Genomic DNA, 20699 nt, shown 5'->3' with positions numbered 1-20699 from the left:
CATTCTACGTCTCGGCGAGTTCGCGAACCCTCTGACCGACCACGGTCGAGATGCCGTCGCGGTGCATCGAGACGCCGTAGAGCGCGTCGGCGATCTCCATCGTGCGCTTCTGGTGCGTGATGACGATGAGCTGGCTCGACTCGCGCAGGCTCTCGAACACCTCGAGCAGGCGGCCGAGGTTCGCGTCGTCGAGGGCGGCCTCGACCTCATCCATGATGTAGAACGGGCTCGGCCGCGCCTTGAAGATGGCGACGAGCAGGGCGACCGCCGCGAGCGAGCGCTCGCCACCCGAGAGCAGCGAGAGCTTGTCGATCTTCTTGCCCGCCGGCTTCACCGCAACCTCGATGCCGGTCGTGAGCAGGTCGTCGGGGTTCGTGAGCGAGATGTCGCCGCTGCCGCCCGGGAACAGCACGGGGAACACCTCGTGGAATGCCGTGCGGGTGTCTTCGAACGCGGCCGCGAACACCTCGCGCATGCGCACGTCGATGTCGTCGACGATCTTGAGCAGGTCGGCGCGCGTGCGCACGAGGTCTTCGAGCTGTTCGCCGAGGTAGGTGTGGCGCTGCTCGAGCGCCGCGAACTCCTCGAGGGCGAGCGGGTTGATGCGCCCGAGCTGCGACATTTCGCGCTCGGCGCGGGCGAGCCGCTGCTTCTGGCGGTCGCGGTCGTAGGGCTCCTGCTCGTCGTCGCCGTTCGGCACCGGCTGATCGGGGCCGTATTCGGCGACGAGCACCGACTCGGCGAGCGACAGCTCGCTCGCAGCGCGCTCAAGCAGGTTCGAGAGTTGCAGCTTGCGCTCATAGATCTGCAGTTCGAGCGCGTGCACGTCCTCGGTGATTTGGTTGAGTCGCGCGCGCAGCTTCGCCTCCTGCTCGCGCAGTTGGACGAGCTCGCGATCCTGCTCGGCGCGCTCGCGCTCGCGCTCGACGAGCTCTGCGCGGGCCTGCTCGAGCGAGGCGTCGACCTGCCGCTCGAGGGCGGGGATGCGCGCGTGCACCGCCGCGGTGCGCTCGAGTTCGGCTCGTCGCAGCACCGTCTCGCGCGCCGCCTTCTCGGCGGCCTCGCGCTCGGCGTCGCGCTGCTTGACGAGTTCGGCGGCGCGGAGCTGCTCGCTGCGCAGGCGCTCGCGGAGCGTCTCGAGGCCGAGCCGCGCCTCGACCTCGGCTTCGCGAGCCGACTCGACCGCATCCGCGAGCTCGTGTCGCTTCGACGCGTCGAAGACGGGCCGCGGCTGCGACTCGTGGGTTTCGAGCTCGCGCTTCGCCGCCTCGACCTTCGCGACCGCCTCGTCGACGTGCTGGCTCGCGAGCTGGTGCGACTTCTCGGCGCGGGCGAGCTCGGCGGTGGCCGATTCGACGCGCGCCTTCGCCCTGTTCAGCGCCTCGCGGCGGGCCGCAAGCTCGGCGTCGAAGCCGCGGAGCTTCGCGAGGGCCGACGCGGCGATGTCCTTCGCCGATTTCAAGGTCGCGCGGTGCTCGGCAAGCTGGAGGGAGGCGATGTCGATCGCCTGCTGCACGCGCTCGAGGCTCGCGGCCGCGCGGTCGCGCTCGGCGACGAGCTCGAGGCGGCTCGCGCCCGAGTCGGCGTCGCCGCCCGGAGCGATGAGCGTGGAGGCATCGATCGCGGCACCGGCGCGGCTCACGAGTCGCGTGCCGGCGGGCAGTTCGGCGAGGAGGCCGGCCGCGGTGGCCGCGTCGGGCAGCTCGTCGACGATGAGCGTGCGGGTGAGCAGCCGGGCGATGGTCGCGTCACCCGAGACAGATGCGGTGGCCGGGCGCAGCACGAGACCCGCGTCGGCGCCGAGTCGCGCGGCGACTTCCGCGAGATCGCCTTCGGCCTGTGGCTCAGCGAGTTCGGCGACGAGGTGGACACTGCCGAACGCCTTCGCCGCCGCCGCGAGGTCGAGCGCGGCGCCGCCGCTGTCGGCGACGATCGCATCCGCAAAGGCCCCGAGCGCGGCGGTGATCGCGCGCTCGTCGCCCGGCTCGACGCGCAGCAGGTCGCTGACGCGGCCGCGCACACCGTCGGGATTGCTCGCGAGCAGGGCCTGGGCGCCGTCGTTCACCTCGGCCGCGAGCGCGAGGGCCTTGCGGCGTGCGTCGAGCGCATCCCGCTCGCGCTCAAGACCGTGCACCTCGTCGCGCAATTCGTCGACGGAGGTCTGCGCCGCGGTGACCCGCTGCTGGGCGGTCGCGTAGTCGGCGTCGAGCCCGCTCGAGTCGGCCTCGCCGGTCTCGGCCTGTGATTCAACCTCGGTGAGCTCGCGTTCGGCGGCGGCAAGTCGGTCCGCCGCCGAGCGGCGCGAGTTCTCGCCGCGGAGCACCTCCCCGCGCACGGCGGCAAGCCGGCCAGCCGCCGCATCCGCTTTGCCTTGCAGCGCGGTCGTGCGCAGCTCGTGCTGCGAGAGCAGCGCCGACTGGGTCGCGAGTTCGCGGTCGAGCGCATCGAGGTCGGCGCGGGCCCGCGCCGTCGTCTGTTGCGCCGCGTGCCAGGCCGACTCGGCTTCGGCTGCGCGCTCCTCGAGCGACTCGGCCTCGGTGCGCGCATCCGCCACTGCCTGCTGCGAGACCGAGACCGTGAGCGCCGGCTCGTCGAGACGGGCCTGCAGCATCGATTCGCGCTGGCCGACGAGCATGAGGAAGTTACGGAGGCGCTCGCGCACGCTCTCGAGGTCGAAGGCGACGCGGCGGGCCCGGTCGACGGCGTCGCCGCGCTGCGCCTCCTGGAGGTTCTGGATGCGCAGCACCGCCCGGTCAAGCTGCTCTTTGAGCACCATGCGCTCGGTCGTGCGCTCCTGCTCGGTGCTGCCGGCGTCGAGGAGTTGCTCGCGCAGCGTGACGGCGTCGTCAGCCATGATGCGGGCCTTCGCGTCGCGTACGACCGCGGCGATGCTCTGGGCGCGGCGGGCAACCTCGGCTTGTTTGCCGAGCGGTTTGAGCTGGCGGCGCACCTCGGCGACGAGATCGCGCAGTCGCTGGAGGTTCTGCTCCATGCCCTCGAGCTTGCGCACCGTCTTTTCCTTGCGTCGGCGGTGCTTGAGCACGCCCGCCGCCTCCTCGATGAAGCCGCGGCGGTCTTCGGGAGTCGCGCGCAGCACGGTGTCGAGTCGACCCTGGCCGACGATGACGTGCATCTCTCGGCCGAGACCCGAGTCACTGAGCAGCTCCTGCACGTCGAGCAGGCGCACGCCTTCGCCGTTGATCGCGTACTCGCTGCCGCCGGTGCGGAAAAGGGTGCGCTGAATCGTCACTTCGCTGTACTCGATCGGCAGCGCGCCGTCGGCGTTGTCGATCGTCAGCGTCACCTCGGCGCGGCCGAGGGGGCCGCGGGTGGCGGTGCCGGCGAAGATGACGTCCTCCATCTTGCCGCCACGCAGCGACTTCGCGCCCTGCTCACCCATGACCCAGGCGAGCGCGTCAACGACGTTCGATTTGCCCGAGCCGTTCGGCCCGACGACACAGGTGACGCCGGGTTCAAATTCAAGGGTGGTGGGCTTCGCGAACGACTTGAAGCCCTTGAGGGTGAGGCGCTTCAGGTGCATGCGGCGGCTTTCGATCGGGGCGTGGTGGCCCTTAGTTTAGGTGGCAGCAGGCCGCCAGATGCGCTTAGGCTCGGGGGTATGCGCAATTCCCGTCGACTGTTTGCGGCCTCTGCCGCCCTCGTCGGCGTGCTGATATTGTCGGGCTGCATCTTCACGCCCTTCTTCTCGGAGATTTTCTACGAAGGTCCCACTTCGACCCCCGACCACACCGACCCCAACGATTTCGGTTTCACGGAACCCCCCACCCCATTGTTGTTGAGGATCACTTTTGTAGTTCTGGCGGTGCCAGAACTACAAAAAGTGACCACTCAACCCCCTTCCCCTCGCGCGGAAGGAACCCGACCGTGACCCAGCCAGTGTTCGACGCGCACCTGCACATCGTCGACCCGGCGCATCCCCTCGTCGAGAACAACGGCTTCATGCCAGGGCCGTTCATGGTCGCCGACTACCAGCGGCGCATCGAGGGCCTCGGCATCGCTGGCGGCGCGGTCGTGTCGGGGTCGTTTCAGGCGTTCGACCAGGGTTATCTCATCGACGCGCTGGCCGCCCTCGGCCCCACCTACGTCGGCGTCGCCAAGATCCCAAGCGACACGAGCGACCAGCGCATCCGAGAGCTCAACGCGGCCGGCGTGCGCGCCGTGCGCTTTAACGTCGCGCGCGGCGGCTCGGCCGACCTCGATGAACTCGAGCTGCTCGCCCGCCGCGTGTGCGACCTTGCCGGCTGGCACGCCGAGCTCTACATCGACGCCCGCACGATCGACGACGAGCTCTCGCGCCGCATCGCCTCGCTGCCAGCGGCGAGTATCGACCACCTCGGAATGCACGGGGACGGCCTCGCGAACCTCCTGCGCCTCGTCGAGCAGGGCGTCAAAGTGAAGGCGACCGGCTTCGGCCGGGTCGAGCTCGACCCGGCCGCGACGATCAAGGCAATCATGTCGGTCGACCCGACCGCCCTCATGGTCGGCACCGATCTGCCCTCGACCCGCGCGCACCGCCCGTTCGAGAACGGCGACTTCAACACGGTCGCGGATGCACTCTCACCCGAGCAGCTCGACGCCGTGTTTTGGGGCAACGCGGCGCTGTTCTATCTGGGCCGCTGATCGCTTGACGCACTGATTGGTGCGAGCCAGACGCGATGCGCCCATCTATCTGTGGGCGGTGAACGACGCCGCGTTGACGCCTGAGTGTCGCTAGCTGTGATCACACGCTCAGCTGCCTCAGGAAACGACTGTTTCCACCCCCTACACGGCAGCAGCCTCTTCGAGCGCAGTTGCCAGATACGGTGCCGACGCGCTCTTGGATGATGTCGCGACCTCTGCTGGAGTGCCGGTCGCGACGACGTGTCCACCGTTGTCCCCAGCACCGGGCCCGAGATCGATGACGTGATCGGCCTGTGCGATGACTCGCATGTCGAGCTCGACTATGACCACGGTATTCCCCGCGTCGACGAGCGTTTGTAAGTGCGTGAGGAGTTGGTCTGCGTCGGCGCAGTGCAATCCGGAAGTCGGTTCATCGAGCACGTAGAGTGTGTCGCCGCTTTGGGCGCGCTGCAGCTCGCTGGCAAGCTTGACTCGCTGGGCCTCACCACCGGACAGCTCAGTTGCGGGTTGCCCCAGACGCAGGTAACCGAGTCCAACGTCGACCAGCGCGGTGAGTGAGCGCATGATGTCAAACTCTCCCTCGAAGAATTCGTGCGCCTCCGCGACGCTCATTGCGAGGATCTCCGCGATATTGCGTCCGTGCCAGAGGATCTCGAGTGTGCTCGACTGGTAGCGGGTGCCGTGACAGTCAGGGCACTCTGTGTAAACGGAGGGGAGGAAGAGCAGCTCGACCATGACCGATCCCTCTCCCTCACAAGTCGGGCACCGGCCACCAGCGACGTTGAATGAGAATCTTCCGGGCTTGTAGCCGCGTGCACGAGCTTCCGGGGTCTCGGCGAATCGACGTCGCACGTGGTCGAACAGACCTGTGTACGTTGCGACGTTCGACCGAGGTGTTCGTCCGATCGGCTTCTGGTCGATGCTTACTACGCGGCGGATTTCACTGAGGTCTCCCGAGACAGAACCCTTGAGCTCTTCAGGCTCATCAGAAAGCAGCATTTCATCGCCGTCGAGCACTGGCTCGTCAGTCTTGATGGGGCGTCCGAGATGCTCGCTGACCAAAGTGGGGACAACTTGGCTGACGAGGCTGGATTTGCCCGACCCCGACACACCTGTGACTGCGGTGAATGCGTGTAACGGGATCTCGACTGAGATGTTCCGCAGGTTGTTGCGTCCGATATTCTCAAAACGCAACCATCCTTGTGGCTTCCTTGGCTGATGAGGAGGGAGCCCGCTGCCGCCGAAGAGATAACCTCGAGTGACGGATTCCTCGACTTCGGCCAGACCTTCGGTGGGCCCGCTATAGATGACACGACCTCCACGTTCACCTGCGGCCGGCCCGATGTCGACAAGCCAATCCGCGTGGCGCATCACGTCGACGGAGTGCTCGACGATGAAGAGGCTGTTGCCGCTTTCCTTGAGCCCGTCGAGGATGTCCAACAGTGCACTGACATCTTGCGGGTGGAGCCCGGCAGAGGGTTCGTCCAGCACGTACACGACGCCGAAAAGTTCGGAAGTGAGCTGGGTTGCCAAACGCAGACGCTGAAGTTCTCCACCTGAGAGCGTCGGCGTCGTGCGATCCAAGGACAGGTAGCCCAGACCGAGATCAATGATCGGACGAATGCGATCGATGAGTCCAGACCCTAAGCGGACGGTTGCCGCAAGTTTTTCGACCGATTGGTTCGGAGTTCGGCGGACATCAGGGGCCGTGGAATGGGCCGACCCTCCGGCTGCCACGCGCTGTTCATCCGCTTCGCGACGCAGGGCCTCGTCGAGGGCCTCACCCGATGAGGAAACCTCATCACGGGCATCAGTAGTTGCGTCTGCTGCCTCAGCGACTGCGGCTTCGATCAACGACATGAGCTCACGCAAGGGCATCTGTGAAAAGTCGGCGATGTCGAGCCCCTCGAATGTCACCGAAAGCGCCTCAGACTTCAACCGTTTGCCATGGCATGCGGGGCACGGGGCCACTGTGAGGAACTCCGAGACACGGCGTTTCATCGAGCTGCTCTTCGTGTTCGCGAATGTGTCAAGCACATAGCGTCGCACCCCTACGAAGGTTCCCGAGTAGGTGGGCTCGACGCCCGCGGCTATGGCTTCACGTGCTTCAGCGAGGGTGAGTCGTGAGTGAACCGGGACGTAGGGCGTTTCGTCCGTGTACAGGATCCAGTCGCGGTCCTTCTTGGCGAGGTCTTTCCACGGAATGTCGACGTCGTAGCCAAGCGCAACGAGGACGTCCCTCAGCTGGTGACCGTGCCAAGCCGTGGGATATGCGGCGATTGCGCGTTCTCGGATAGTCAGTGTCGGATCGGGGACCATCTTTTCCTCCGGCACGTCATAGACGCGTCCGATCCCGTGGCATTCCGGGCATGCGCCCTGGACCGTGTTGGTCGAGAAGTCCTCCGCATAGAGCATCGGCTGCCCATCTGGGTACTGACCCGCGCGGGAATACAGCATGCGGACCAAGCTGGAGAGCGTCGTGATGCTTCCGACCGTTGACCGAGTGCTGCTCCCGCCGCGTTGTTGTTGCAGTGCCACCGCGGGCGGCATTCCGGTAATGGAATCGACGTCGGGGACTCCCGCCTGGTCGATGAGGCGCCTCGCATACGGTGCCACCGACTCTAAGTAGCGTCGCTGGGACTCCGCATATAGGGTGCCGAACGCCAGCGAGGACTTACCTGAGCCAGAGACACCGGTGAAGACCACCATGGCGTCACGCGGTACCGACAAGTCGATGTCTTTGAGGTTGTGTTCGCGGGCGCCTCGCACTCGAACGTCCGGTTGGATGGAGGCGGAGTTTTCACGAGTCGGTGTGGAGGGCCTGTTCATGAGCCAACGCTATCAACGAGTAGGTTCTGCAACTTGGCCAATCAACAGCAGTGCCGAACGATCGGCAGGTCACGACAGATTTTCCGCGCTCCGACGCCGACGCTCTCAACCCTTTCCGCTGGATGTCTCCCGGGTTCGTGTGCCGCGCCTGCTTGATTCGAGCGCCGCAGCTAACGTCCGGGCGTCATAGTCACCCAATAGGCGGCGGCCTTCGATGAAAAAGGTTGGGGTGGCGTGAGCTCCGCTGGCCTCGGCACTTTCAAGATCACGCTCGATGCGAGCTGCGACAGCGTCGCTGTCGATGTCTTGTATGAAGCGATCGACGTCCAGCCCCAGCTCGCCCGCATAGCCGATGAGGTCCTCGCGCTCGAGCGCGTCCTGGTGTGTGAATACGAGGTCGAGCCATCGCCAGAACTCGCCTTGGATCGCAGCTGCTTCAGATGCTTTTGCCGCTAGGGGCCCGTGTGGGTGGTGGGGAAGATGTCGCACGACGTAGCGAAGATCGTCACCGAACTGCGCGCTCAAGTCTTCCCAGGAGCCAGTGGCGTGGGCACAGTATTCGCACTCAAAGTCGACATATTCGACCAGCGTCAGATTGGCGTCCTCCGGTCCGCGCATGTGATCAACTTCGGGATCGACCGGAGGGTCGAGCACCATGGGCAGATCTGCGGTCTCCTCGCCCCACCGTTTAGCGGCGATCCTGAAAATCGACCAGCCCAGGGCGACGGCGAGCACCATTGACACCAGTACTCCAAGAGTCGCCTGTCGCCCTAAATCAGTTGTCGAGCCGAAGGCAAGACCGATGACGAGCAGGGAGACGGTGAACCCGATGCCGGAGAGCGCTGCACCGCCGAAGACGCTGCCCATTCCCACCCCTTCTGGTGGTCGCCCCAGGCCCATCCTGACCGCCAGCAGCGTGGCAACGCCAATTCCGAGAAGCTTGCCGAGTACGAGGCCAAGAATGACTCCCCAGGTCACGGGTGAGCCGAGGGAGTCAGCGAGCAGCCCACCTCTGAGGTCGACACCGGCATTGGCGAGAGCGAAGATCGGCACGACAAGCAATGCGGTGGGGCGGCGAAGAACTTCGTGCATTCTCTCGTTTACCGAGATCCCCCGGGCCAGGCCGCGGGAGACACCACGCGCCGACGCGGCGCTGGGCGACTGCCAGAAGTCACGGATAAGCTGGCGTGCAGCGACTACCTCGTGTCGCTGCGTGGGGTAGGCGGGAATCAGCAGGCCGGCTATCATGCCCGCGAGCGACGCATGCACCCCAGAAGCGACAGTGGCGAACCACAAAACAATCACAATGAGCACATACGGTGCCGCATTCCATTGTCGTGAGCGGCCAAGTACCCACAAGCCGACGAGGCAGGCGAGAGCGATCAAGAAGGGAACAAGCTCGATCTGATCGCTATAGACAACGCCAATGATCGTTACTGCCAAGAAGTCATCGACCACTGTCAGGGTGAGGAGGAAGACACGCAACTGCCCTGAGAGTCGGGGGCCTACTACTGCGAGAGCGCCAAGCATGAACGCTGTATCGGTTCCGACGACAGCGCCCCATCCACCAAGTCCGCTCCCGCCGGACAAGCTGACAACAAGCACGTACACGAGCGCCGGAAGAGCGACACCTGCGACGCCGGCGATCACAGCGAGTTGAGCACGACTGCGATCACGCAAGGACCCGTGCGCGAACTCCTGTCGCACCTCGAGTCCGACGACGAAGAAGAAGATCACCATGAGGCCGTCGTTGATCCAATGATGCAGATCCATATGCATGCTGACGGGACCGACATCGAAACCGACTTCTTGGTGCCAAAGCTCGAAATAGCTTTCAGATAACGGCGAGTTCGCCCACACCAGCGCCAGTACAGTGACGAGCGCCAGAAACATCGCGGATCCGGACTCTGTTCGTAGGCTGCTCGCGAGTCGACCGAGAACTGGCCGAGCGGCCGTCGTGTTTTGCACGCACGAAGCCTAGTCAACCTTTGTCCACCGATGTAGGTCGCCGTTGACGGTGGGCGAGATCGTCCAGCGCTGCGTTAGGTGAGGCCGCAACCTGTTTCTCTGGCGTCTGGCGTCTGGCGCCTGGCCGACGGTGGGGTGATCCAGCAGGGTCACTCGGTGAAACCACGCGACTTCAAGGTTGGTGCCGCGGGACGAGCGCCAGGGATCACCGAACGCGGGAACGTATGAACCCTGGCGTTGCCTCCCTGCGAGCTGACTACACGTGTGCGGCGAGAGCCTGGCCCACGCCGCCCGACAGATGTGCCTGGCGGGCTTCGTTGTCGACCACGTCGAGGATTCCGAAGGTCAACTCATCGATCTATGGAGCAAACCAGGCCCGCGTGCCTTGTTCCTGTTCGACGATGGAGCGCGCGCCGCGCAGAAATTCCGCGACGTCGTCTTCCTTGCCGCGCTTGGCCATGAGTACTACCGACAGCGCACCCTAATTATGCTCGCTCACCCTCCTGACCGAGCAGTTCCACGAACGCGGAGGAGAAGGCGGGGAGGTCGTCGGGTGAGCGGCTCGTGATCAGATTCCCGTCGCGCGCCACCTCTTCATCGACGACGTTGGCGCCGGCATTGCGCAGGTCGGTGCGGATGCTCGGGTAGGAGGTCAGCGTTCGGCCCTTTGCGACGCCCGCCTCGATCAACGTCCACGGTCCGTGACAGATCGAGGCGACCGGCTTACCGGTACCCATGAAATCGCGGACGAAGGCGACCGCGTCGGTGTCCATCCGCAGCTGGTCAGGGTTGACCGTTCCGCCGGGAAGCAGCAGGCCGTCGTAGTTGTCGACTGACGCCGACTTCACCAGTGCATCGACGGAAAACGTTCCGGCCGCATCCAGGTCGTTGTTGCGGGCCTGGATCTCTCCCTCATGCAGTGACAACAACTCGGTCGTGGCACCGGCATCTTGAAGAGCCTGTCTCGGCTGTTCCAGTTCCACGCGCTCCACGCCGTCGGCGGCCAGGATCGCGATCCGCTTGCCATTCAATTCGTCTGCCATGTTCTGCTCCGTTCTGTGAGAGGTGGCGATATGCCCGTGCGGCCGGCTACCGGCTGTCCCTGGTTCGTGCAGGGAGGGACTGAAAGTGTCAGTGGCTACCGGGCCAGGCCCGCGTGGGTCTGGCGACGAACCTAACCCAACAGCCTCCGGTCGCGCCGTGAAGTATTGCTCGGCGTTTGGGGCCCGCACAGGGGCAGGTGGTACCTGACCCTTGAATCCGTGCAGGCCGGAGTCGAAGGCACTCGCCCACTGTCTGGTCATCTCGGTGGCGTGATAGCGGCAAGGGCAGACTTCGTCGAGAGCGCCTTCGCCCGCTGCCGCGCGGGCAACGCCACGACCCAGTCATCACCGCCCATCATCCTTCGGAGACCAGGCGTGAGGTCTGCCGGCGGGTCAAAGTCCTTCGTCAGCCGCAGCCGCTCAAACTAGCGCCCTCGTTGGCAGCGCGGGCAGAAGTAGCTCGAGCGATTCATGAATTTCTCGCGCACGATCGCAGTGCCGCAGCGGTCGCACGGTTCGCCCTGCCTGCCGTACACGTGCAGTGACCGAGAGAAGTACCCCGATTCACCGTTGACATTCACGTACAGCGCGTCGAACGACGTGCCACCCTCGGCCAGCGCATCCTGAAACACCTGCTCGACGTGGCCGAGCAACTCGCGCAGCTTCGCCATCGAAATCGAACGGCCGGGCCGGCCCCAGTAGAGCCGCGCGCGCCAGAGCGCCTCATCGGCGTAGATGTTGCCGACACCCGACACGAGTTGCTGATCGAGAATGAGCGCCTTGATGTTTCGACCGGATGCGCGTAGTCGCTGGACGACCGCATCGACATCGAACGCGGGGTCGAGCGGATCGCGCGCAATGTGGCCGACCTGCGAGGGCAGCAGCTCGCCGTCATCGGAGGGCAATAGCCGGTCGACAGCGAGCGAACCGAACAACCGTTGGTCACTGAAGCGTAGTTCGAGCGCTCCACCGCCACGCTCGATGCGCATCCGCACGCGCAGCTGGCGCTCGTCGAGCGAGCCGACGGGCCGCACAAGCAACTGGCCGCTCATACCCAGGTGCGCCATAAGCGCGAAGTCGGCATCGAACGGAATCCAGAGAAACTTGCCGCGCCGCTGCGGCTCGCCGAGCACAGCGCCCTCAATACGGTCGACAAAATCGAGCGCATCACCGGCGTGCCGCTTCAGCGCGCGCCCGTCACGCACCTCCACCGCGCGCACCGTAGCGCCGAACACCGCGGGCTGCAGCCCACGACGCACGACCTCGACTTCAGGGAGCTCGGGCATGGCCGACCGACTATGCCTGCGGCCGCTCGGTGCCGCTCAGCTCATACCATGCCTCGAGTGCCGCGGCCATTTCGGCCTGCTTTTTACTTGGCCCCACGCCGGTGGCCGAGACAAGCTGCTGCCGACCGCGGTGCACCGTGACGGTCGCTTCGTAGCTGCGGTCGTGGTCGGGGCCGGTGCCCTCGACGGCGTACTCGGGGTTCTCGGCCTTGTTCGCGGTGACGACCTCTTGCAGCGCCGTCTTCGGATCCATGGCGGCGCCGAGCCGGTCGACCTGATCGAGGTACGGGTCGAGCAGACGCACGACGAACGCTTCGGCCTCGAGGTAGCCGCGCGAGAGATACGCGGCGCCGATGAGCGCCTCGACTGCGTCGGCAAGAATCGAGTCTTTGTCCCACCCACCCGTCAGCTGCTCCGACCGCCCGAGCCGCAGGTACTCACCGATGCCCTCGCGCCGGCCGATCTCGGCGAGTGTCACCGTCGACACCAGCGCGTGATGGCGCGGCGAGAGCTCGCCCTCGCTGAGGTCGGGATACTCGCGGTAGAGCAATTGCGCGACCGCCATCCCGAGCACCGAGTCGCCGAGGAACTCGAGGCGCTCGTTATCGGGCGCGCCATCGTGCTCATACCCCCACGACGAATGCGTCAGGGCGAGATCAAGCAGTTCGGGAACGAAGTCGACCCCGAGGGCCTCTGCCAGCGGAGCTGGGTCGGCGACCTCGGGGTCGTGCTTCTTACGTTTGCGAGCCAATTGCCTGCCTGAGACGTTCAGGCTTAGGCGTCAGCGACCTTGCGGCCCTTGTACTCGTAGTGCAGCGGGGTGCCCGCGGCGTCCTCAACGAGCTTCGCGCGGTGCGGGAGGCTGTAGGTGACCTTGCCGTTTTCAACGGTCTTGACGAGTGCGGGGGCCGTAGCCTTCCACTGCGAGCGGCGCGAACGGGTGTTGCTGCGGCTCATCTTGCGCTTGGGGAGTGCCATGCGTGCTTTCCTTCTAAGTTGCGATGTCTACACACCACCTGCAGCGAATCACAACGCACTGCGGGGTGAAGCGGTGTTGGGAGTGCGCTGCGGCAATCTTGCCGGCGCTGAGTGCCTGCATCCGATGCGGCATCTAAACCCAACTGGATACTTTACGCGAGAACTGTCGCTCACGCGACCCCCGCGACGTTGAACGGGCTACTTGTTCGGCTCGGATGCGCCGTTCGAGGCGGCTTCGTCGGTCGCGTCGGTATCGCCTGACTGCAGCAGCTGCTCGAGCTGGGCCCAGCGCGGGTCGACCGCGTCGTCGACCTCGGGCAGGGATTCGGTGAGCTTCTCGCCGGTCTGCGGGTCGAGCCCGAGGCAATCCGGCTCGCACAGTGGCTGGAACGGCAACTCGAGCACGACGGCGTCACGAATCGGCCCCTCGAGGTTGACGACGTCACCGTCGAGCGCGTACTCGAGCGCCTCGTCGGCCTGGTAGCCGAACATCTCGGCGACGTGGCCCGACCAGGCTTCTTCGAGCGGCTTGAGGCACCGGCTGCAATTGCCGGTGAGTGTGCCGCGAACGTCCGCGGTCGCCAGGATGCCGTCGGCCAGCGTTTCGAGCCGAAGGTCGACCTCGAGCTCAGCGCCCTTGTCGAAATAGATCATGCCCTCGCCGATGCGTTCGGGCACCGTGACGTCAAGCTCAAGCTCGCGCATGCTGCCGGGCTTGTGCATGATCGTCGCGACATTGACTTCGTACGGGGATGCTGCCATACCCGTAAGTCTACGGCCGCGCGCTAGTTCGTGATCGAGGTGTCCATATGCCCTTGGAGAAATTCGCGCACAACCGCGGGCACATAGGGCGTGACGTCGCCGCCGAGCGAGGCGACCTGGCGCACGAGCGAGCTCGACACGTGCGCGTGCTTGGGGCTCGGCGACATGAACATTGTCTCGAGCTTGCCGAGGTGACGGTTCACAATGGCCATCGGGAGCTCGTAGGTGACGTCGTTCGCACCTCGCACACCCTTGACGATGACGTTCGCCCCGACATCGGTGCAATAGTCAACGAGCAGTCCCATGCTCCACGAGCGCACGACGATGTTCGTGGGCGCGCCCGCGTCGACGAGCGCCGACTCGATGAGGTCGACTCGGCGAGAGATGGGGATCATCGCCTGCTTGTCGGGGTTGTGCACAACCACCACGTGCACTTCTTCGAACACGTTGGCGGTACGGATGATGACGTCGAGGTGTCCGAGGGTGACGGGGTCAAACGAGCCCGGCAATACGGCGATTTTGGACATAAGTGGATCCTAGACCTTGCGGTTACGCTGACTGTTGGCTTCTCGGGGATGCGTACGACAGATTACGCGTCGGTGTCGGGCGATTTGTGCGCGTCAGACGAAGCCTCGCCCGCGGCGGGCGTCTGGCCGCCCGGGGTGTTGCCGCGGCGCATCCGCATGACGATGATCACCGCGGCGCCACCGATGACGAGCACGCCGACGAAGCTCATGATGCCGACGAGCCAGGGGTTCGTGCCCGAGTCGCTGCTCGCGCTGACGTCGACGTCGTTCGGGTCGACCGGCTGGTTCTGGAACTGGCCCGCGTCGGCGGTCGAGGCGCCGCCGCCGAGGGTGGAGCCAACACCGAAGCCGATGGTGCCCGAGATGGGGTGTCCGTCCTCAGAGACGACGCGCCAGTTGAGCGAGTACTCGCCGTGCTCAAGCTCAGGCAGGGGCTGGCTGATCGAGGTGCCCGAGATCGTGTAGGCCTCCGGCAGTTCGACCGTGGCACCTGAGGCGTCCTGCAGCGCGAACTCGGTGCCGACCTCCTGCACATTGCCCGAGAACTCGAGCACGGCCTCGGTGGGCGCGCTTTCGAGCGAGTCACCGTCGGCCGGGGTCGAGCTCACGAGCTCATCATGGGCCGAGGCCGCCGTCGCGGCGCCCCACACGGCAGCCGCAACCGCGAGCACGAGGGCAGCGAGCACAACGAGCACACGACGTGCGGCGTCGTTGGCGCTCGCCTGTCTGGCGATAGCGATCGGGCGGTGGCGGGTGTCGGGGCGCTGTTCAGTCACCCCACTATTTCAACATGAACGCCGTGGCGAACGCTTAGCCCATCTCCAGATGCGCGACGGTCGACCCACCGAGCCGCTCGATCGCGGCTCGTAGCTCGGGGAAATCGGTGAGGTTCGGGTCGCTCTCGAGCAGTTGGGTGGCCACCTCGCGCGCCGCATCGATGATGTCGATGTCCTGCGTCACCCGCAGCACCTTGAGCGACGAGCGGCTGCCCGATTGCGCGGCGCCAAGTACGTCGCCCTCGCGCCGCAGCTCGAGGTCTTGCTCGGCCAGTTCGAAGCCGTCGAGCGTCGCCGCGACGGCCGCCACGCGCGTGTGCGCGAGCGAGGCGGGCGGCGCCGAGGTGACGAGCAGACAAACACCCGGCCACTGCCCTCGTCCGACGCGGCCTCGCAGCTGGTGCAGCTGCGACATACCGAAGCGGTCGGCGTCGAGCACGACCATCACCGAGGCGTTCGGCACGTCGACGCCAACCTCGATCACGGTCGTCGACACGACGATGTCGATCTCACCGGCCGCGAACTGCACCATGACGCGGTCTTTTTCGTCGGCGTGCATCCGCCCGTGCAGCGACTCGATGCGCCGCCCGGCGAACTGTGGCAGTTGCCGCAGCTGCGTCGTCACCTCGAGCACGTTCGCGATCGGTCGCGCGTCGTCGTCCTCGGCGGGCTGCGCGCCCTCTTCTTCGCCCGGCTCGATCGCGGCGCAGACGATGAATGCCTGCCGCCCCCGCTCAAGCTCCTCGGCGGTGCGCTGCCAGACGCGCGCGATCCACTGCGGATGCTCCGACAGGCCGACCATGAACGATTCGATGCCGGCGCGGCCCGACGGCAACGTGCGCAGCGTCGACACCTCGAGGTCGCCGAACACGGTCATGGCGACGGTGCGTGGAATCGGCGTCGCCGTGAGCACGAGCTGGTGGGGCGGGTGCGGGCCCCGGCGCCGCAGGCGCTCGCGCTGCTCAACGCCGAAGCGGTGCTGTTCATCAATGACGAGCAGCCCGAGGTCGTCGAACTCGACGCCCTCGGTGAGCAGGGCGTGCGTGCCGACGACGATCTTCGCGTCGCCCGTGACCATCCGCAGTAGCGCCCGCTGCCGCTCGCCCTTGCTCAGCGAGCCGGTGAGCAGCGTCGGCATGAGTTCGCCAGCCAACTCGGTACCGAGCGAGCGTGTGATCGAGCGCAGGTGCTGCGTCGCGAGCACCTCGGTGGGTGCCAGGAGCACCGATTGGCCGCCGGTTTCGGCGACCTGCAGCATCGCACGCACCGCGACGAGCGTCTTGCCCGAGCCGACCTCGCCCTGCAGCAGCCGGTACATCGGCGTCGTCGTCGCGAGCTCGGCCTCGAACTGCTTGCCCACCGCCGCTTGGTCGGGCGTAAGCTCGAACGGCAGGGTCGCGTCGAAGCGCTCCCGTAGGCCACCGGGATGCAGGGGTCGCGCGAGCGCCCCAACCAGCGTCGCGCGCGCCCGCTTCTGCGCGAGCGCGGCCTGAAGTTCGAACACCTCGGTGAACTTCAGGGCCTCGCGCGCCGCATCGAGATCGGTGTCGATCTTCGCGAGGTGAAAGGCACGGATCGCCTCATCGAAGCTCAGCTCGCCACGCTCGGCGCGAATCACCCCGGGCACCGGGTCGGGCAACTCGGGCAACTTCGGCAGCGTCGATTGCATGAGCCGGGCGAATCGCCAGCTCTGGTAACTCGCGGTCGCGGGATAAATCGGGATGGGCCGACTCGACCAGTCGTCGGCCGCACTCGCCGCGTCCTGGGCGTCGCCGAACAGCTGATACTCGGGGTGCGAGAGCTGTGGCGTGCCGTTGTAGAACGTCACCTTGCCCGAGAAGAGCCCGGTCGTACCGACGTGCAGTTGCCCCTCGCGGTAGTGCTGGTTGAACCAGAGCATGTCGATGCTGCCGTGGCCGTCGGTGATCGTGACGGTGAGAATGCTGCCGTTGCGGTTCTGCATGCGCCGCAGGTTCACCTTCGTCACCTGCGCGACGAGCGTGACGTACTCGTCGCGCTCAAGGTTGGCGATGCGCGTGAGTTCGCCCCGGCGGGCGTGGCGCCGCGGCAGGTGGCCGACGAAGTCGCCGACCGTCTCCATCTCGAAGGCCTTCTTCAGCGCCTTCGCTTCCTTCGCCTCGACGATCGACGTCAGCGGCGCCATGAGCGGTGACGGTGGGGTCGCGGTCACTACGACTCCTTTCGGCGCTGCCGCGCTGCCCTCGCCCGGCGACGGCGCAGCAGCCAGCCGCGCATCCTGGTCGGCAGCGCTGAGAGGGGCAGGGTGCGGGCCGCGCGGCGCGCATCCTTGCCGGCGCGCTCGTGCAGCGCGGCGCGGATCGTCGCGACGTCGTCCCACGCCGCAACCCGGAAGTCGGGGCGCTCGGGGTCGGCGAAGTGCGCGGCATTGTGCGCGTCGGTGAGGCGGCCTGCCGCCGCGAGCGCCGCGTCGTGGCCGGGCAGTTCGCGCGCGAGCCGCGAGCGCTGCGCGCCCGTGGTGGCGGAGCGAGAAATCTCGACACCGTAGTCGCGTGCCGTGTCGAGCACTTCTTGCCACGCGGCCTCGCTCACCGCGATCGGAGTCGAACCCTCAGCGCGCACCTGGCGGCGTCGTGTGGCGGTGCGCTGCTGCCGCAGCAGCTTCGGCAGCAGGAGCAGGAGCGCGATGAGCGCGAGCGGCGCAAGCACCGCGAGTGCGATACCGACCCAGCGGAACACCGCCTCGAGGTCGAGCCCGCCCGTGTCGCGCTCGTTGTCGGCGCTGCTGCCGCCACCGTTGTCGTCGGTCGCGTCGGGCGTCGCCTCGGCGTCGGTCGGGGTCGGGGTGGGCGTGGGCGCCTCGGTCGTTGGCGTCGGCACTTCGGTCGGGGCCGCCGTCTGCTCGGGCGCCTGCTCGTCGAGCGTCGGCTGGTTGAGGCCGTCGGACGGCGTCGTCTCGAACGGCACCCATCCGTAGCCCGGCAGCCAGAACTCGGCCCAGGCGTGGAGGTCGTCGGTCGTGACGACGTACACCGACTGGCCGATCGCGTTGACGCTCTCTTCGGTGCCAGGCGTGAAGCCGACCTGGATGCGCGTGGGGATGCCGAGGAGGCGGCCCATGACCGCCATGGCACTCGAGAAGTGCACGCAGTAGCCGCTACGCACCTGCAAAAACTCGGTGATGACGTCGAGGCTCGTGCCGTCGTAATCGTTCTCGACGGGCGCCTGCTCGGAGTAGTCGAAGGCACCGCCCGTGAACCAGGCCTGCAGCTGCAGTGCCTGCTCGTACGGCGTCGCGTTCGCGTCGACGACCTGCTCGAGCTGCGCGCGGATCTCGTCGAGCGCCGCGCTGTCGTCGGGCAGCTGGGTGTACGACTCGAGCTGCGACGACACGTTGAGGGGCGCCGTCGAGATCTGCTCCTCGGTCGGCCGCGGCACGGTGCTGTTGCCCTGGTAGCTCTGCGCGAGTGGTTCGTCGTCGGCCTCGCGCAGGTCGCCCGTTTCTTCGTCGCGCAGGTAATCGCCTTCGAGATCGCTGATCTCGTTGAGGGTGCCGATGTGCGGCAGGTAGGCGCTCACGCCCTGCTCGAGCACGATGTTCGAGTTCACCTGCAGCACGTTCGCGCCGGAGGCGAGGGCGTCGCCGGCGGGCTGTTCGCCGTTGGTCACCTCACTCGTCTGGTCGAACTCGCCGGGCACCCATTCGGTGTCGCTGCTGAGCTGCGTCAGCGTCGTCAGCGAGAGGTACGGCAGCTGCCCCTCCGACTGCGAGGTGGCGTAGCGGAGAATGTCGACGGGGTCGTCTCGGCGCAGGTCGTCACCGAGGTCGATGATCGGGTTGACGCGGTTCGTCGCGAGCGAGGCGTTGCCGTTGAAGATGCCCCACCAGGCGCCGCTCGTCGGCGGCAGCAGCACGGCGATGAGTGCGGCAACCGCGATGGCCGCGACCCCACCGATGAGCGCGCTGACAATGCCGCCGCCGCCCCGACCATCTGCGGTAAACCCGACCGCGGCGCGGGCCTCGTCGTCGCCCTGCTGCAACCAGCGGTGGCCCACGTAGAAGAACAGCACGAGCGCGAGCAGCGTGAGCGCCCAGAAGTACCAGGCCGCCGGCTCGACGCCGACCGTGACGGGCACGATGATGAGCGGCAGCAGCGTGATCGGCGCGAACGCCGGAGCCCGCAGCGACTGTGCGATGATGTCGGCGAGCGCTGAGAGCGCGACGGCGACGGTGCCAATCATCAGCGTGACCGGCTGGCTCTCGCGGATCGGCGGGGTGTCGCTCGCGACCTGCTCAGAGAACTCGCGGAAGCGCTGGAACGGAGCCGAGAGGATGCTCACCGGGTCGCCCGGTGCCGAGAGCACGACGATGGTGAGCAGCACGAGCGAGAACGCGACGACCGCGCTCACCCACATCTGCCCTGTGAATTGTCGAGCCGCCTGCACTGCCACGAGCGAGACGACCACGGCGATCGACACCGGCAGGAACCAGCCGAAGCCGTTCACGATCGGCGCGACGAGCGTCAACGCCGCGAGCATGAGCAGCACGAGCCCGGTCGTAACAAACCACGAACCGCGCTGCGTCGCCTCAGCCGCGCGTTCGCGCATCGCCGAGTTGCGGCGGGGGTTCAGGGTCGATTGCACGCTCATGCGGCGTCTCCCAGCACTCGAACGCTCTGCCACGGGTCGCGTGCGCCCGCCTGCATGAGCGCGACGCGCCAGCCGGCGCGTAAGAACTCGGCGACCCCGTCGGGGCGTTCGCCTGGGCCGTTCACGAGAATCGCGATGGCCGGGTCGCCGACCTCACACAGCGGCACCGCAGCCGTGTCGTTCACCTTGCCAACGTAGATGAGCGGCCCACTGCCGACCCGGGCGATGACATCGGCGAGCGTCTCGACCTCGGCCGGGGTGCCTGCGGGCGCGGGCTGGATGAGCATGAGGCGGCGCATGAGGGGATGCAGGGCGTCGCTCGCCGCGGTCTGCAGCCGGTCGAGTTCGACGCCCTCAACGTCGGGGGCGGGATGCGTCGCCGACGTCTCGGTGTCAAAGCCAAGTTCGTGCAGGCGCACGACGACCGACGCTGCGACCGACACCGCGAGGTCGAAGGAGTCGTCGAACCACTCGTCTTTCGACGGCGCCGTGCCGAGCACGACCATGCCGACCGCCTCGGAGTGGTGCTCTTCCTGCCGCACGCGCAATTCGCCCGCACGGGCGCTCGCCTTCCAGTGCACTCGGCGCAGCGGGTCGCCACGTCGGTACTCGCGAGTGATCACGTCGTCGGCCTCGCCGCCGCGGCCGAGGCTCACCTCGACCTCGTCGCCGCTGCGCAGCACGGGCACGTCCAACTGCGAGACGTCGTGGATGTGCGGCCACACCTCGATCTCCTGCACGTCGCCGATGCGCTCGACGCGACGCGTCAGGCCGAGACCGTCGGTGTTCTCGAGCAGCAGAGGCCCGACTTGGCGAATGCCGCGGCGCATCCGGTCGAGGCCATAGGCGATGCGACGCCGCCGGCGGCCCTCGCGCGGATGCAGTCGGCTCGCGATCGCGGGCAGCACCCCGCCGACGTGGGCGCGGTCGGCCCCCGTGACGACGTCGAGGTACGAGCCCGGCTCGACCCCGAAGACCGAGCGGTTCTGTACCTCGGCCACGACGCGCAGGCGATCGCCCGCGGCAACCGTGGTCGGGTAGACCGTGCGCTCAACCTCAAGACGGGGGCGCACGATGAGCCGCGCGAGCAGCATGAGCACCGGCAGCAACGCAAGCGCGATGCCCGACCAGCGCATCGGCGGCACGTCGAGTAGCTCGCCGAGCACCGCGAGCACGATGCCGGCACCGAGCAACCACCACGCCCGTGCGGTGGGGCGCAGCGGGGTTGCGCGGATGCCGGAGTTCTCGAGGACCGACACC

Annotated in this window: 15 protein-coding genes; 2 read left to right on the top strand and 13 right to left on the bottom strand. The window is 66.8% G+C overall.

The genetic code is table 11. The annotated features are described in order from the left end of the window. Nucleotides 1-4 precede the first annotated feature (4 nt). Entirely contained in the window at nucleotides 5-3541 is a 3537-nt protein-coding gene (gene smc, locus EJL01_RS12050; protein WP_125107869.1) for a chromosome segregation protein SMC, read from the bottom strand. A 78-nt stretch (nucleotides 3542-3619) separates the two neighbouring features. Between smc and EJL01_RS12045 the strand changes: the two genes are divergently transcribed. After that, a complete protein-coding gene (locus tag EJL01_RS12045) occupies nucleotides 3620-3889 on the top strand; it encodes a hypothetical protein (RefSeq protein ID WP_125107868.1) in 270 nt (89 codons plus the stop codon). Further along, the gene (locus EJL01_RS12040; RefSeq protein ID WP_125107867.1) at nucleotides 3886-4641 is read left to right on the top strand and encodes an amidohydrolase family protein; all 756 of its coding nucleotides are present in this window, start codon (nucleotides 3886-3888) and stop codon (nucleotides 4639-4641) included. Before EJL01_RS12045 ends, EJL01_RS12040 begins: the two co-directional genes overlap by 4 nt. Nucleotides 4642-4782: 141 nt before the next feature. Here EJL01_RS12040 and EJL01_RS12035 read toward each other — a convergent pair whose 3' ends face one another. The 12 genes from EJL01_RS12035 to EJL01_RS11975 form a co-directional block, all read right to left on the bottom strand. Further along, nucleotides 4783-7470: an excinuclease ABC subunit UvrA gene (locus EJL01_RS12035; RefSeq protein ID WP_125107866.1), complete on the bottom strand. Its 2688-nt coding sequence runs from the start codon at nucleotides 7468-7470 to the stop codon at nucleotides 4783-4785. 105 nt (nucleotides 7471-7575) lie between these two features. Then, complete coding sequence (nhaA, locus tag EJL01_RS12030) at nucleotides 7576-9438, bottom strand: Na+/H+ antiporter NhaA (protein ID WP_125107865.1); 1863 nt, start codon at nucleotides 9436-9438, stop codon at nucleotides 7576-7578. A gap of 485 nt (nucleotides 9439-9923) precedes the next feature. Further along, entirely contained in the window at nucleotides 9924-10481 is a 558-nt protein-coding gene (locus EJL01_RS12020; protein WP_125107864.1) for a type 1 glutamine amidotransferase domain-containing protein, read from the bottom strand. Between the two features lie 425 nt (nucleotides 10482-10906). Next, a complete protein-coding gene (mutM, locus tag EJL01_RS12015; RefSeq protein ID WP_125107863.1) occupies nucleotides 10907-11767 on the bottom strand; it encodes a bifunctional DNA-formamidopyrimidine glycosylase/DNA-(apurinic or apyrimidinic site) lyase in 861 nt (286 codons plus the stop codon). 10 nt (nucleotides 11768-11777) lie between these two features. Next, nucleotides 11778-12518 carry a ribonuclease III gene (gene rnc / locus EJL01_RS12010; RefSeq protein ID WP_125107862.1) on the bottom strand — a complete coding sequence of 247 codons (741 nt, stop codon included), beginning with the start codon at nucleotides 12516-12518 and terminating at the stop codon, nucleotides 11778-11780. Nucleotides 12519-12541: 23 nt separating this feature from the next. Continuing rightward, a complete protein-coding gene (rpmF, locus tag EJL01_RS12005) occupies nucleotides 12542-12745 on the bottom strand; it encodes a 50S ribosomal protein L32 (protein WP_125107861.1) in 204 nt (67 codons plus the stop codon). Between the two features lie 198 nt (nucleotides 12746-12943). Continuing rightward, nucleotides 12944-13507: a YceD family protein gene (locus EJL01_RS12000; protein ID WP_125107860.1), complete on the bottom strand. Its 564-nt coding sequence runs from the start codon at nucleotides 13505-13507 to the stop codon at nucleotides 12944-12946. A 23-nt stretch (nucleotides 13508-13530) separates the two neighbouring features. Then, nucleotides 13531-14034 carry a pantetheine-phosphate adenylyltransferase gene (gene coaD, locus EJL01_RS11995; RefSeq protein WP_125107859.1) on the bottom strand — a complete coding sequence of 168 codons (504 nt, stop codon included), beginning with the start codon at nucleotides 14032-14034 and terminating at the stop codon, nucleotides 13531-13533. A gap of 62 nt (nucleotides 14035-14096) precedes the next feature. After that, entirely contained in the window at nucleotides 14097-14810 is a 714-nt protein-coding gene (locus EJL01_RS11990; protein ID WP_125107858.1) for a copper resistance CopC family protein, read from the bottom strand. Between the two features lie 34 nt (nucleotides 14811-14844). Further along, the gene (locus EJL01_RS11985; RefSeq protein ID WP_125108049.1) at nucleotides 14845-16974 is read right to left on the bottom strand and encodes an ATP-dependent DNA helicase RecG; all 2130 of its coding nucleotides are present in this window, start codon (nucleotides 16972-16974) and stop codon (nucleotides 14845-14847) included. Between the two features lie 26 nt (nucleotides 16975-17000). Beyond that, complete coding sequence (locus tag EJL01_RS11980; RefSeq protein WP_125107857.1) at nucleotides 17001-19439, bottom strand: transglutaminase TgpA family protein; 2439 nt, start codon at nucleotides 19437-19439, stop codon at nucleotides 17001-17003. Next, the gene (locus EJL01_RS11975) at nucleotides 19436-20698 is read right to left on the bottom strand and encodes a DUF58 domain-containing protein (protein ID WP_125107856.1); all 1263 of its coding nucleotides are present in this window, start codon (nucleotides 20696-20698) and stop codon (nucleotides 19436-19438) included. The genes EJL01_RS11980 and EJL01_RS11975 overlap by 4 nt, the downstream gene beginning before the upstream one ends. Between the last annotated feature and the right edge of the window lies 1 nt (nucleotide 20699).

The organism is Gulosibacter massiliensis, from assembly GCF_900626105.1.
Taxonomy (GTDB): Bacteria; Actinomycetota; Actinomycetes; order Actinomycetales; family Microbacteriaceae; genus Gulosibacter; species Gulosibacter sediminis.
Note: the sequence above shows the minus strand (reverse complement) of the source record. Positions and strands in the feature narration are given on the sequence as shown.

Bases quoted from the DNA above. Each gene is read 5' to 3' on its own strand.
- EJL01_RS12045 (WP_125107868.1), top strand. From the start codon at position 3,620: ATGCGCAATTCCCGTCGACTGTTTGCGGCCTCTGCCGCCCTCGTCGGC.
- smc (WP_125107869.1), bottom strand. From the start codon at position 3,541: ATGCACCTGAAGCGCCTCACCCTCAAGGGCTTCAAGTCGTTCGCGAAG.
- EJL01_RS11980 (WP_125107857.1), bottom strand. From the start codon at position 19,439: ATGAGCGTGCAATCGACCCTGAACCCCCGCCGCAACTCGGCGATGCGC.
- rpmF (WP_125107861.1), bottom strand. From the start codon at position 12,745: ATGGCACTCCCCAAGCGCAAGATGAGCCGCAGCAACACCCGTTCGCGC.
- coaD (WP_125107859.1), bottom strand. From the start codon at position 14,034: ATGTCCAAAATCGCCGTATTGCCGGGCTCGTTTGACCCCGTCACCCTC.
- EJL01_RS12035 (WP_125107866.1), bottom strand. From the start codon at position 7,470: ATGAACAGGCCCTCCACACCGACTCGTGAAAACTCCGCCTCCATCCAA.
- EJL01_RS11985 (WP_125108049.1), bottom strand. From the start codon at position 16,974: ATGGCGCCGCTGACGTCGATCGTCGAGGCGAAGGAAGCGAAGGCGCTG.
- mutM (WP_125107863.1), bottom strand. From the start codon at position 11,767: ATGCCCGAGCTCCCTGAAGTCGAGGTCGTGCGTCGTGGGCTGCAGCCC.
- EJL01_RS12020 (WP_125107864.1), bottom strand. From the start codon at position 10,481: ATGGCAGACGAATTGAATGGCAAGCGGATCGCGATCCTGGCCGCCGAC.
- EJL01_RS12000 (WP_125107860.1), bottom strand. From the start codon at position 13,507: ATGGCAGCATCCCCGTACGAAGTCAATGTCGCGACGATCATGCACAAG.